The 13,086-nt window shown below is 63.7% G+C and carries 9 protein-coding genes; 6 read left to right on the plus strand and 3 right to left on the minus strand.

Features of this window, described 5'->3' with window-relative positions; genetic code table 11:
• Positions 1-13: 13 nt before the first annotated feature.
• Both CSV86_RS19880 and edd read right to left on the minus strand, forming a co-directional pair.
• Positions 14-985 (minus strand): glucokinase, encoded by a 972-nt coding sequence (locus CSV86_RS19880; RefSeq protein ID WP_009398289.1) that lies wholly within the window; start codon positions 983-985, stop codon positions 14-16.
• Positions 982-2,808, minus strand: coding sequence for a phosphogluconate dehydratase (gene edd / locus CSV86_RS19885; RefSeq protein ID WP_009398288.1), 1,827 nt, complete (start codon positions 2,806-2,808; stop codon positions 982-984). The genes CSV86_RS19880 and edd overlap by 4 nt, the downstream gene beginning before the upstream one ends.
• 221 nt (positions 2,809-3,029) lie before the next feature.
• Between edd and gap the strand changes: the two genes are divergently transcribed.
• From gap to CSV86_RS19910, 4 genes are all read left to right on the plus strand, one after another.
• Positions 3,030-4,031 (plus strand): type I glyceraldehyde-3-phosphate dehydrogenase, encoded by a 1,002-nt coding sequence (gap, locus tag CSV86_RS19895; RefSeq protein WP_009398287.1) that lies wholly within the window; start codon positions 3,030-3,032, stop codon positions 4,029-4,031.
• Positions 4,032-4,157: 126 nt separating this feature from the next.
• Positions 4,158-4,676 (plus strand): RNA polymerase sigma factor, encoded by a 519-nt coding sequence (locus CSV86_RS19900; protein WP_009398286.1) that lies wholly within the window; start codon positions 4,158-4,160, stop codon positions 4,674-4,676.
• A 78-nt stretch (positions 4,677-4,754) separates the two neighbouring features.
• Complete coding sequence (locus CSV86_RS19905) at positions 4,755-5,714, plus strand: FecR family protein (RefSeq protein WP_009398285.1); 960 nt, start codon at positions 4,755-4,757, stop codon at positions 5,712-5,714.
• A gap of 117 nt (positions 5,715-5,831) precedes the next feature.
• Positions 5,832-8,414 (plus strand): TonB-dependent receptor, encoded by a 2,583-nt coding sequence (locus CSV86_RS19910; protein ID WP_009398284.1) that lies wholly within the window; start codon positions 5,832-5,834, stop codon positions 8,412-8,414.
• Between the two features lie 106 nt (positions 8,415-8,520).
• On the opposite strand, the gene arcD (CSV86_RS19915) is transcribed toward CSV86_RS19910, so the two are convergent.
• Positions 8,521-9,948 carry an arginine-ornithine antiporter gene (gene arcD, locus CSV86_RS19915; protein ID WP_009398283.1) on the minus strand — a complete coding sequence of 476 codons (1,428 nt, stop codon included), beginning with the start codon at positions 9,946-9,948 and terminating at the stop codon, positions 8,521-8,523.
• Positions 9,949-10,362: 414 nt separating this feature from the next.
• Between arcD (CSV86_RS19915) and arcD (CSV86_RS19920) the strand changes: the two genes are divergently transcribed.
• A complete protein-coding gene (gene arcD / locus CSV86_RS19920) occupies positions 10,363-11,790 on the plus strand; it encodes an arginine-ornithine antiporter (protein WP_009398281.1) in 1,428 nt (475 codons plus the stop codon).
• A gap of 33 nt (positions 11,791-11,823) precedes the next feature.
• Positions 11,824-13,080 (plus strand): arginine deiminase, encoded by a 1,257-nt coding sequence (gene arcA / locus CSV86_RS19925; protein WP_009398279.1) that lies wholly within the window; start codon positions 11,824-11,826, stop codon positions 13,078-13,080.
• Positions 13,081-13,086 lie beyond the last annotated feature (6 nt).

Here is a 13,086-nt window from a genome sequence, read left to right on the forward strand (position 1 = left end):
CCTTGCTCGGGAATCAAGCCCCGGAGGTTCCCGCCAGCGCTTGCTGCAATGCCACGCCGGCACCCAGCAGCCCGGAGAATTCGGCGGTCACCAGCCACACCGGGATGCCCTGGAAATAGCCGCTCATGCAGCCTTTGTCAGCAAAGCTTTCGGCAAAGCCGCTGCGCAGGAACAGGCGGCTGAAACGCGGCACCACGCCGCCGACGATATACACCCCGCCGCGTCCGCCGAGGGTCAGCACACCGTTGCCGGCGACCCGGCCGAGAAAGCGGCAGAACTGCTCGATCACCGCCAGCGCCACCGGCTCTCCCGACAGCGCGGCTTCGGTGATGGCGGCGGGCGTCGCCAGGGTCGGCGCGTGGCCGTCGAGGCTGCAGATGGCGTGGTACAAGCGCAAAAGTCCGCCACCGCTCAATACGGTGTCGGCACTGACGTGCCCGGTATGTTCGGCGATGGCCTGGCGAATTGCTGCCTCGCGGGCGTCATTGACCGGCAGATCGACATGCCCGCCTTCACCCGGCACGGCCAGCCAGCGCCCCTCTTCCAGACGCAACAGGCTGGCCACACCAAGGCCGGTGCCGGGGCCGATGATCAGCGCCGGGCGGCTCAGGTCGGCCTCGCCGGCGCAAACATTGACCCGCTCGTGCGGTTGCAGGTGGGTCATGCCCAGGGCCATGGCGAAGAAATCGTTGATCAGCAGCAGGTGCTCGACCTGCAAGGCAGCGCAGCAAATGCTGCGGTTGATCCGCCAGTGACTGTTGGTAAAGCGGAACTCCTCGCCGGACACCGGTCCGGCCACCGCCAGGCACACCGCCTGCAGCTCGCCACGGGCAATGCCCTGGCCGTCCAGGTAAACGCCGATGGCCTGTTCCGGGCTGCTGTAGTCCGCCACCTGGAACACCTGCACGGCATGCAGGGCATCGTCGCGCCACAGGGCGAAACGGGCGTTGGTCCCGCCGATATCGCCTACCAGCGAAACGCTCATTTGCACCCCTCCAGCGCCTGGGTGAAGGCACTTGCGCCCTTCTCCGCCGGGCTGAAGGCCTGGCGCATGAAGCCGAACAGCTCACGGCCACAGCCAAGGTCATTGCCCAGTGGCGCGGCGGCAAGCTCGCGGGCCGCCAGTTCATCGTCCGGTACCCGCACCAGCAGGCTGCCGGTGGCGCCATCGACGCGCACGATATCGCCGTCGCGCACCCGGGCCAGCGGCCCGCCGTCATAGGCTTCGGGGCAGACATGGATGGCCGCCGGGATCTTGCCCGAGGCACCGGACATGCGCCCGTCGGTGACCAGCGCGACCTTGAAGCCGCGGTCCTGCAGCACACCAAGGAACGGCGTCATCTTGTGCAGCTCGGGCATGCCGTTGCAGCGCGGGCCTTGGAAGCGCATCACGGCGACGAAGTCGCGCTCCAGTTCGCCGGCCTTGAAGGCATCGGCCAACGCCTGCTGGTCGTGGAAGACCCGCGCCGGCGCCTCGACCACCTGGTGCTCCGGAGCCACGGCCGAGACCTTCATTACGCCCCGGCCCAGGTTGCCCTCCATCACCCGCAATCCGCCTTCGGCGGAGAACGGCCGGGCCACCGGGCGCAGGATCGACTCGTCGAGACTTTGCCGCGGCCCCTCGCGCCACACCAACGCGTCGCCATCGAGGAAGGGTTCCTCGACATAGCGGCGCAGGCCTCGACCGGCCACGGTGTTGACGTCCTCGTGCAGCAGGCCGGCATCGAGCAGCTCGCGGATCAGGAAGGCCATGCCTCCGGCCGCCTGGAAGTGGTTGATATCGGCCTTGCCGTTCGGATAGACGTGGCAAAGGGTCGGAACCACTTCGGAAAGATCGGCCATGTCCTGCCAAGTCAACTGGATTCCGGCGGCCTGGGCGATGGCCGGAATATGCAGGGTGTGGTTGGTGGAGCCGCCGGTGGCGTGCAGGGCCACCACCGAGTTGACGATCACCTTTTCGTCGACGATTTCGCCGATCGGCATGAAGTTGCCGCTGGCCTTGGTCAGCCGGGTGACCTGCTGCGCGGCCGCCACGGTCAGGGCATCGCGCAGCGGCGTATAGGGGTTGACGAAGGACGCACCCGGCAGGTGCAGGCCCATCACTTCCATGAGCAACTGGTTGGTATTGGCGGTGCCGTAGAAGGTGCAGGTGCCGGGGCTGTGGTAGGACTTCATCTCCGACTCCAGCAACTGTTCGCGGCTGGCCTTGCCTTCGGCGTAGAGCTGGCGTACCTCGGCCTTTTCCTTGTTGGAAATGCCCGAGGGCATCGGTCCACCGGGGACGAACAGCATCGGCAGATGACCGAAGCGCAGTGCGCCCATCATCAGGCCGGGGACGATCTTGTCGCAGATGCCAAGCATCAGCGCCGCATCGAACAGGTTGTGCGACAGCGCCACGGCGGTGGACATGGCGATCACCTCGCGGCTGGCGATGCCGATCTCCATGCCCGGCTCACCCTGGGTGACACCGTCGCACATGGCCGGCACCCCACCGGCGAACTGGCCGACCGAACCTATATCGCGCAGGGCCTGCTTGATCTGCTCGGGGTAGTGCTCGTAGGGCTGGTGGGCGGAGAGCAGGTCGTTGTAGGCGGAGACGATGGCGACGTTGGCCGAATTGGTCAGGCGCAGGGTCTGCTTGTCGTCGGCGCCGCAGCCGGCCACGGCATGGGCGAAGTTGGCGCATTGCAGGCGGGCACGCATCGGGCCGTCGCTGGCGGCGCCGCGGATCAGTTGCAGGTAGCGTTCACGGGTGGGACGGCTGCGGGCGATCAACCGCTCGGTGACCTCGACAATACGCGGATGCATGAACTCGACTCCAGGCTAAACGGTGGTGGCGACGCTCTGGCGATTTTCCCTTCCAAACGATTGCGCCTACGCTCAGGCCAAGTGCCGGTAGAAAAGGACTGGATCGCTCGACGTGGTAATTCGAACAAAATATTGCCAGAATCTACGCTTTTTTTCTATCTGTTTCCGATTAATCTTGTAATTACAACAACAAAATTCCGTACAGTACGCGAGGTGGTGCCATGACTATCCGGATTGCAATCAACGGCTTCGGCCGCATCGGCCGCAACCTGCTGCGCGCACTCTATACCCAAGGCTACCGCCACGACCTGCAGGTCGTCGCCATCAACGATCTGGGCGACAGCGCCATCAATGCCCACCTGCTCCGCTACGACAGCGTCCACGGCCATTTTGCCGCCGAGGTGTCCTTCGACCAGGAGAGCCTGACGGTCAACGGCGACCGCATTGCCGTCAGTGCCATCCGCAACCCGGCGGAACTGCCGTGGCGGGCCGAGGGTGTCGATGTGGTGTTCGAATGCACCGGGCTGTTTACCGATCGCACCAAGGCAGCGGCGCATATTACCGCCGGAGCGCGCAAGGTGATCATCTCGGCGCCGGCCAAGGGCGCGGATGCCACTGTAGTCCATGGCGTCAACCACGACATCCTGCGCGCCTCGCACCAGATCATTTCCAACGCCTCCTGCACCACCAACTGCCTGGCTCCCGTGGCCCAGGTGCTGCACCGCGAGCTGGGCATCGAACAGGGCCTGATGACCACCATACACGCCTATACCAACGACCAGAGCCTGACCGATGGTTACCACAGCGATCCCTACCGCGCCCGCGCCGCGACCCAATCGATGATCCCGAGCAAGACCGGGGCCGCCGAGGCGGTGGGCCTGGTCCTGCCGGAACTGGCCGGCAAGCTCACCGGCATGGCGGTACGGGTGCCGGTGATCAATGTGTCGCTGGTGGACCTGACCGTCACCCTCGCCCGGCCGACCACGGCCGAGGACGTCAATGCGCTGTTCAAGGAAGCCAGTCGCGGGTCGAAAATCCTCGGTTACAACGATCTGCCGCTGGTGTCCTGCGACTTCAACCACAACCCGTTGTCGTCGATCTTCGATGCCAATCACACCAAAGCCAGCGGGAAATTGTTGAAGGTGATGGCCTGGTACGACAACGAATGGGGCTTCTGCAACCGCATGCTGGATAACTGCCTGGCACTGTGGAACGCTGGCTAGACGGGGCTTGTGGCGGTTTGCTGTAGGACATTTCGGCTAATGCCCTACGGCGCTGCCCTACTTAACGCTTGACCGAAACCGTTAATGACAATCAATATCATTAGCAAATTCCGGTCGGGTATTCCCGTGAGCCACTCTCACTTCAACACCGTTTTTCTCGCCCAACGGGTGACCCTGTTGCGTACGCTGCAGCGCATGGTGGACAACCCGAGCACCGCCGAGGACCTGCTGCAGGAAACCTACCTGCGGGTCACCCGGGCACTGGGCGAGCGTCCCATCGAGCATCTAGAGCCGTTCGTCTTCCAGACTGCGCGCAACCTGGCGCTGGACCATCTGCGTGCGCGCCGGGTCCAGGCCCGAACGCTGGTGGACGATGTGCCGGAGCAGATCTTGCACAATGTCGCGGCGCCGGTCAGCAGCGCCGAGGACGCCGCCCACGCGCAAAAGCTGCTCAAGCGCCTGAGCGGCTCGCTGGCGCAACTGACCCCGCGCCAGCAACGTATCTTCATCCTCAGCCGGCTGCATGGCGCCAGCTACCTGGAGATCGCCGAGCAACTGAAGGTCTCCGCCAGCACGGTGCAGAAGGAACTGAAACTGATCATGGCGATCTGCATGGGCGTCGCCGATCGGCTCGACGGCAACTGAAGGTTCCTTGCCTGCCCTTGCGTTTGCCGCGATCATGACGCCCACGACAAGACAGCCGCCACATCCCAAGGACCTTCCGTGACCGAACCCGCCCATCAGCGCCCCGCGCCGCATGCGACTGCCCGCGACCAGGCCATGGACCAGGCCCTGGACTGGCTGATCCGCCTGCAATGCCCGAGCGATGACGACACCCGCGCCTTCGAAGCCTGGCTGCAAGCCAGCCCGGACAACGCCCAGGCCTATGTCGATGCCGAAGCGCTGTGGAACGGCGGTGCCGTGCGCCAGGCGGCCGGCGAGCTGCAGCGAAAACGCAAGGCCTCGCCCCTGGCACGCCTGCGCCCGCACTGGAAGCCGCTCTCCGTTGCAGCGGTACTGCTGGTGGGCGTTCTGACCGCCGGGAATCTGCCCGTGCGCCTGCAAGCCGATCACCTGACCGTGGTCGGCGAGCGCCAGCGGGTCGAACTGAACGACGGCTCAAGGGTACTGCTCAACACCGATTCGGCCTTTTCCAGCGCTGTCGATGCGCGCCAGCGGGTCGCCCGGCTGTACCAGGGCGAGGCCTATTTCGAAATCCCCGGCGGGCTTGACCAGCCCTTCGAACTGCAAGCCGGGCCGCTGCGCGCCAGGGTGCGCGACAGCGATTTCGCGGTGCGCTACCTCGATGGCGAAGCGCTGGTGCGGGTACAGCGCGGCGATATCGATGTGCTCGCCAGCCAGGACCAGCGCATCCGCCTTAGCAGCGGTGAGAGTGTCCGCGTCGGCCCCGATGGCTTCGGCGAACGGCAGCGCGCCGACCTGCAGAAGGACCTGGCCTGGGTCCAGGGTCGGCTGATCTTCGAAAACTGCCCGTTCAGCGAGGTGCTGGCCGAGCTGCGCCGCTACTACCCCGGCTGGATCATCAATACCAACCACAGGCTGGAGCAGGTCGCGGTGACCGGCAACTACCGCCTCGACCAGCCGCTGGAAGCCGTGCGTGCCCTGGCCCACATCACCTCGGCGCAGGTGCGGGAATTGCCAGCCGTGGTGATCATCAACTGAGTCGAAAGTTTTTTTACGCGATCCCCTGAGGTCGTACGTCTCGTTATAGCCAATGCAACTGATTCTTGTTTGAACCAGTAGCCACCTATAACGACGCGCGACAGGGAGCGCCTTTCGATGCCCACCGGATCCACCCACCGAATCCCCAGCCACGCCCGCAAGCCGGGCCTGCCACGTTGCACGCTCTCCCTGCTGACCCTGGCCATGCTCGCCAGCAGCGCCGCCAGCCTGCCGGCGCTGGCCGCCGAGCCGGCGCAGGTGCCTGCCCAGCGCATGGGTGACTACCGCTTCAACATCGCCCAGCAACCGTTGGTGTCAGCGTTGAACGCCTTCAGTTCGGTGACCGGCTGGCAGGTCGGCTTGTCCGCCGAACTGGGACAGAATGTGGTATCGGCGGGCGTGCGCGGTTCGCTGCCGCCGGAGCAGGCCCTGCAACGGCTGCTGCTGGGTACCGGCCTGACCTACCGCAAGCTGGGCAGCAACAACGTCGCCATCGAGCGCAGCCAGTCCCAGGCCATCGCCCTGCAACAGGTGACCATCAGCGCCACCCGCAATGCCCAGGACGTCAGCCAGGTGCCGAGCACCGTCAGCGTGCAGACCCGCAAACAACTGGACCGCAACAACGTCAACGACATCAAGCAACTGGTGCGCTACGAACCGGGTGTCTCGGTCAGCGGCACCGGCCAGCGCAGCGGCCTGAACGGCTACAACATCCGCGGCATCGACGGCGAGCGGGTACTGACCCAGATCGACGGCGTGGCGATCCCCGACAGCTACTTCTTCGGCCCCTACGCCCAGACCCAGCGCAACTACGTCGATCCGGAGATCGTCAAGCGCGTGGAAATCCTCCGCGGCCCGGCCTCGGTGCTGTACGGCAGCAACGCCATCGGCGGCGCGGTGAGCTACTTCACCCTCGATCCGGACGACATCATCAAGCCGGGCCAGGACGTCGGCGCGCGCCTGAAGGCCGGCTATAGCTCGGCCGACAACAGCTGGCTGAAATCCGCCACCGTCGCCGGCCGCGAAGGCGAGTTCGACGGCTTGCTGCACCTCAGCCGGCGTGACGGTCGCGAGACCGAATCCTACGGCGAGCACGGCGGTACCGGCCTGAGCCGCACGGAGGCCAACCCGGAAGACGTACAGACCACCAACGTGCTGGCCAAGCTGGGCTGGAACTACGCCGACGACGGGCGTATCGCCCTGACCTACGAGCACTACAAGGACGACCGCGACCTCGACCAGAAAAGCGCGGTCGGCGGCCCCTTCACGCCGAACCCGCTGAACTTCTACCAGGACCGCACCGGCAGCGACGTGGTCACCCGCGAGCGCTTCGGCATCGCCCATGACTTCGCCGTCGACAGCCTGCTGGCCGACAACCTGAAGTGGAGCCTGAACTACCAGATCGGCAAGACCGACCAGCGCACCGCGGAAATCTACCGGCCGATGGTCTACACCCTCTACCGCGACCGCAAGACCACCTACAAGGACCGTCAGTGGATCCTCGATGCCCAGGCCGATAAGGCTTTCGCTATCGGCGACACCGAGCACCTGCTGACCTACGGCGCGACCTTCAAGCAGAACAAGGTCACCGGCTCACGCAGCGGCACCGCCACCTGCCTGACCACCGGCTTCGGCTGTGTCACCGGGCGGCCGCTGGCGTCCAGCGCACTGGTTGAAGTCAGCGACTTCCCCGATCCGACTGTCAATACCTACAGCCTCTTCGCCCAGGATGAAATCCGCTGGAACCAGTGGACCTTCCTGCCGGGCCTGCGCTACGACCAGACGCGCATGAAGCCACACGTCACCGACGAGTTCCTGCGCGGCATCAGCTCGAACAACGAACCGGTCAACACCGAGGACAAGAAGTGGCACCGCGTCTCGCCCAAGTTCGGCGTGACCTATGCCTTCAACGACAACTACACCTGGTACGGACAATACGCCGAAGGTTTCCGCACCCCGACCGCCAAGGCCATGTACGGCCGCTTCGAGAACCCGGGCCTGGGCTACAGCGTGCAGGGCAACCCGAACCTGGAACCGGAGAAGAGCAAAAGCTACGAAACCGGTCTGCGCGGCAACTTCGAGGCCGGCAATTTCGATGTGGCGGTGTTCTATAACAAGTACCGCGACTTCATCAACGAAGACGCCGTGCAGGGTTCCAACGTCGGCCAGAGCTTCGAGGCCAACAACATCAAGCACGCCACCATCAAGGGCGCCGAATTCAAGGGCCGCCTGAACCTGGATGCCTTCGGCGCGCCGAACGGCCTCTACACCCAGGGCTCGCTGGCCTATGCCTGGGGCAAGAACGAAGACACCGGCAAGCCGATCAACAGCGTCAACCCGCTGACTGCGGTGATGGGCCTTGGATACGAGCAGGAGCAGTACGGTGGATTGCTCAGCTTGACCCTGGTCAAGCGCAAGAACCGCGTCGACGACACCAGCTTCTACGCCCCGGACGGCACCAGCAAGCAGTTCCGCACTCCGGGTTACGGCGTGCTGGACCTGAGCGGGTTCTACAAGGTGAGCGACGACGTGACGGTCAATGCCGGCCTGTACAACCTGACCGACAAGAAGTACTGGCAGTGGGATGACGTGCGCGGCTATGACGGGATCGGCGAAGCCGCTGCGACCGCCCCGGCCAACCTGGATCGCCTGACCATGCCGGGGCGCAACTTCTCGGTGAATGTGGTCTGGGATATCTGATCACGATCTGAAGGCCCATCTACATCCCCTGTGGGAGCTGGCTTGCCAGCGATTGCGGTAGTGAGTTCACCATCGCTATCGCTGGCAAGCCAGCTCCCACAGGGATCTACAGGGTCAGGACGCCAGTGTAGAGACTGAAGGCCGCCAGGCCGGCACCCGCCACCACCGCCGCAAAAATCAGCTTCTCCCAGCCGGTAAACAACGGTTTCCCCTGCTCACGCTTTGCCCTTGCGAACAGGATCACCCCCGGCGCATAGAGCAGCGCCGAGAGCAGCAGGTATTTCAACCCGCCCGCGTACAACAACCACACCGCATACAGCAACGCCACCAGCCCGACGCACAGGTCCTTGCGCCGCGTTCCTGCAAAGCCTTCATAGGTCTCCCCGCGCAACGCCAGCAGCACCGCATAGGCCGCCGACCACAGGTAGGGCACCAGGATCATCGACGACGCCAGGTAGATCAGGCTGGTGTAGGTCCCCGCCGAGACCAGCGTGATCAGCAGGAAAACCTGGATCATGCTGTTGGTCAGCCACAGCGCGTTGGACGGCACATGGTTGGCATTTTCGAACGCAAGAAACCGCGGCATGGTCTTGTCCCGCGCCGTGGCATAGAGAATCTCGGCGCAGAGCAAGGCCCAGGAGAGCAAGGCGCCGAGCAGCGAAACCGCCAGCCCGATGCTGATCAGCAAGGCGCCCCAGGGCCCGACGATGTGCTCCAGAACCGACGCCAGCGACGGATTGTGCAGCGCCGCCAGTTCCGGCTGGGTCATCACCCCCAGCGACAGCACGTTGACCAGCACCAGCAGGGCCAGCACACCGAGAAAACCGATCACCGTGGCCTTGCCGACATCCGAGCGCTTTTGCGCCCGCCCGGAATAGATGCTTGCCCCTTCGATACCGATGAACACGAACACTGTCACCAGCATCATGTTGCGCACCTGGTCGAGCACGTTGCCAAAACTCGGGTTGGCCAGGCCCCAGATATCCCGGGTGAAGATGTCCATGCGAAACGCCGCCGCGGCAATCACGATGAACAGGATCAGCGGCACCACCTTGGCCACCGTGGTGATCTGGTTGATGAACGCGGCCTCCTTGATCCCGCGCAGCACCAGGAAATGCACCGCCCACAGCAGCAGCGAGGCACAGCCGATGGCCAACGGCGTGTTGCCTTCGCCGAACGCCGGGAAGTACAGGCCCAGGGTACTGAACAACAGGACGAAGTAACCGACATTACCCAGCCAGGCGCTGATCCAGTAGCCCCAGGCGGAGGAAAAGCCCATGTACTCGCCGAAGCCGGCCTTGGCGTAGGCATAGACCCCGGAATCCAGCTGTGGCTTGCGATTGGCCAGGCTCTGGAAAACGAAGGCCAGGGCCAGCATGCCGATCGCAGTGATACCCCAACCAATCAGTACTGCACCTACGTCGGCACGGGCAGCCATGTTCTGCGGCAGGGAAAAGATGCCACCGCCGATCATCGAACCCACCACCAACGCGATCAACGCTCCAAGGCGCAGTTTCTGGCCAGGCTCGGACATGAAATTCCCCTTTTTATTCCCTGTTTTTCAGTCAATGAACCTGATCATCATCTTGTAAAAATCGCAGGTTATAAGCCTTTATATTTAATAACAAAGGACTCTAATAACGACACGCTTCGGTCAGAGTTTTGTGCACTAATTCCGCTTCGACAAGTCTAACCGCCTTTTTTTCGTGAAAAATTTGCGAAAGCCGGGAAACGGACTAGCTTCAAAGTTCTCAGGCACTTTCGAGAACCCACCCCTTCTCTGAAAGCGCCGTATCACAAGGCCTGCGCAGCAAACTGCTGATCTTTCGAAGGCTCTTCCAGTCATTTGTCAACAATGGAATGTCGCAATGAACTGACCTGTATCAGCTTCCTGTAATTCCATCCGCATTACCTTGAAAGTCTCTCTTTTCTGAAATGGAGCTCAAGCATGTCAGAGGCTTCCGGAAAACTTCGACTCGGTGCGCTGGTCGCACTTGTGGTGGGTTCGATGATTGGTGGCGGGATCTTTTCCCTGCCGCAAAACATGGCGGCCAGCGCCGATGTCGGCGCGGTACTGATCGGCTGGGCGATCACCGCCGTCGGCATGCTCACCCTGGCCTTCGTCTTCCAGACCCTGGCCAACCGCAAACCCGATCTGGATGGCGGGGTGTATGCCTACGCCAAGGCCGGTTTCGGCGATTACATGGGCTTCTCCTCGGCCTGGGGCTACTGGATCAGTGCCTGGCTGGGCAACGTCGGCTACTTCGTCCTGCTGTTCAGCACCCTCGGCTATTTCTTCCCGATCTTCGGCGAGGGCAACACCCCGGCGGCGGTCATCGGCGCTTCGGTGCTGCTGTGGGCCGTGCACTTCCTGGTGCTGCGCGGGATCAAGGAAGCGGCCTTCATCAACTTGGTTACCACCGTGGCCAAGGTGGTGCCGCTGGCCCTGTTCGTGCTGATCGCGCTGTTCGCCTTCAAGCTGGATATCTTCACCGCCGACATCTGGGGAACCATGAACCCGGACCTGGGCAGCGTGATGAACCAGGTGCGCAACATGATGCTGGTCACCGTCTGGGTGTTCATCGGCATCGAGGGCGCGAGCATCTTCTCGGCCCGCGCGGAAAAACGCTCGGACGTGGGCAAGGCCACGGTCATCGGCTTCATCACCGTGCTGCTGTTCCTGGTCCTGGTCAACGTGCTGTCGCTGGGCATCATGACCCAGCCTGAACTGGCCAAGCTGCAGAATCCGTCGATGGCGGCCGTGCTCGAGCACGTGGTCGGCCACTGGGGCGCGGTGCTGATCAGCGTCGGCCTGATCATCTCGCTGCTGGGGGCCCTGCTGTCGTGGGTGCTGCTGTGCGCGGAGATCATGTTCGCCGCCGCCAAGGACCACACCATGCCGGAGTTCCTGCGCCGCGAGAACGCCAACCATGTGCCGGCCAATGCCCTGTGGCTGACCAACGCCATGGTGCAGATCTTCCTGATCATCACCCTGTTCTCGGCCAGTACCTACCTGTCGCTGATCTACCTCGCCACCTCGATGATCCTGGTGCCCTACCTGTGGTCGGCGGCCTACGCCGTGCTGCTTGCCTGGCGCAGCGAGACCTACGAGCAGGCCCTGGCCGAGCGCAAGAAGGACCTGATCATCGGCGGTATCGCCCTGCTCTATGCGATCTGGCTGCTGTACGCCGGCGGGGTCAAGTACCTGCTGCTCTCCGCCCTGCTCTATGCCCCTGGCGCGATCCTGTTCGCCAAGGCCAAGCGCGAGGTCGGCCAACCGGTTTTCACCCACGTGGAGAAGTTGATATTCGCCGCCGTGGTCGTTGGTGCCCTGGTGGCAGCCTACGGCCTGTATGACGGCTTCCTTACGCTGTAACCCCCGTATTTCACACCTTTGGAGGAAATGATCATGTCCACGGATAAAGTCAAGTACGGTGTTCATTCCGAGGCAGGCAAACTGCGCAAAGTGATGGTGTGCTCCCCTGGCCTGGCGCACCAGCGCCTGACCCCGAGCAACTGCGACGAGCTGCTGTTCGATGACGTCATCTGGGTCAACCAGGCCAAGCGCGACCACTTCGACTTCGTCACCAAGATGCGCGAGCGTGGTGTCGAAGTCCTGGAAATGCATAACCTGCTGACCGAAACCATCCAGAATCCCGAAGCTCTGAAGTGGATCCTCGACCGCAAGATCACCCCCGACACCGTCGGCGTCGGCCTCACCAACGAAGTGCGCAGCTGGCTCGAAGGCCTGGAGCCGCGCCGTCTGGCCGAGTTCCTGATCGGCGGCGTGGCCGGCGAGGACCTGCCGGACAGCGAAGGCGCCAGCGTGATCAAGATGTATCGCGACTACCTGGGCCACTCCAGCTTCCTGCTGCCACCCCTGCCGAACACCCAGTTCACCCGCGACACCACCTGCTGGATCTACGGCGGCGTGACCCTGAACCCGATGTACTGGCCGGCGCGACGCCAGGAAACCCTGCTGGCCAGCGCCATCTACAAATTCCACCCCGAGTTCACCAACGCCGACTTCGAAGTTTGGTACGGCGATCCGGACAAGGACCACGGCCAGGCCACACTTGAAGGCGGCGACGTCATGCCGATCGGCAAGGGCGTGGTGCTGATCGGCATGGGCGAGCGCTCCTCGCGCCAGGCCATCGGCCAACTGGCGCAATCGCTGTTCGCCAAGGGCGCTGTGGAAAAGGTGGTGGTCGCCGGCCTGCCGAAATCCCGCGCGGCGATGCACCTGGACACCGTGTTCAGCTTCTGCGACCGCGACCTGGTCACGGTCTTCCCGGAAGTGGTGAAGGAGATCGTGCCGTTCGTGATCCGTCCGGACAGCAGCAAGCCCTACGGCATGGACGTGCGCCGCGAGAACAAGTCGTTCCTCGACGTGGTTGCCGAGGCCCTCGGCCTCAAGGCCCTGCGCGTGGTGGAAACCGGCGGCAACAGCTTCGCCGCCGAACGCGAGCAATGGGATGACGGCAACAACGTGGTGGCCCTGGAACCCGGCGTGGTCATCGGCTACGACCGCAACACCTACACCAACACCCTGCTGCGCAAGGCGGGCGTGGAGGTCATCACCATCAGCGCCGGCGAACTGGGCCGCGGACGTGGCGGCGGCCACTGCATGACCTGCCCGATCGTGCGCGACCCAATCGACTACTAACGCCCA

The organism is Pseudomonas bharatica CSV86, from assembly GCF_000319305.2.
In the GTDB taxonomy this organism is placed as follows: domain Bacteria; phylum Pseudomonadota; class Gammaproteobacteria; order Pseudomonadales; family Pseudomonadaceae; genus Aquipseudomonas; species Aquipseudomonas bharatica.

Coding starts and splice junctions, on each gene's coding strand:
- CSV86_RS19880 (WP_009398289.1), bottom strand. CDS start 985: ATGAGCGTTTCGCTGGTAGGCGATATCGGCGGGACCAACGCCCGTTTC.
- edd (WP_009398288.1), bottom strand. CDS start 2,808: ATGCATCCGCGTATTGTCGAGGTCACCGAGCGGTTGATCGCCCGCAGC.
- gap (WP_009398287.1), top strand. CDS start 3,030: ATGACTATCCGGATTGCAATCAACGGCTTCGGCCGCATCGGCCGCAAC.
- CSV86_RS19910 (WP_009398284.1), top strand. CDS start 5,832: ATGCCCACCGGATCCACCCACCGAATCCCCAGCCACGCCCGCAAGCCG.
- arcD (WP_009398283.1), bottom strand. CDS start 9,948: ATGTCCGAGCCTGGCCAGAAACTGCGCCTTGGAGCGTTGATCGCGTTG.
- arcD (WP_009398281.1), top strand. CDS start 10,363: ATGTCAGAGGCTTCCGGAAAACTTCGACTCGGTGCGCTGGTCGCACTT.
- arcA (WP_009398279.1), top strand. CDS start 11,824: ATGTCCACGGATAAAGTCAAGTACGGTGTTCATTCCGAGGCAGGCAAA.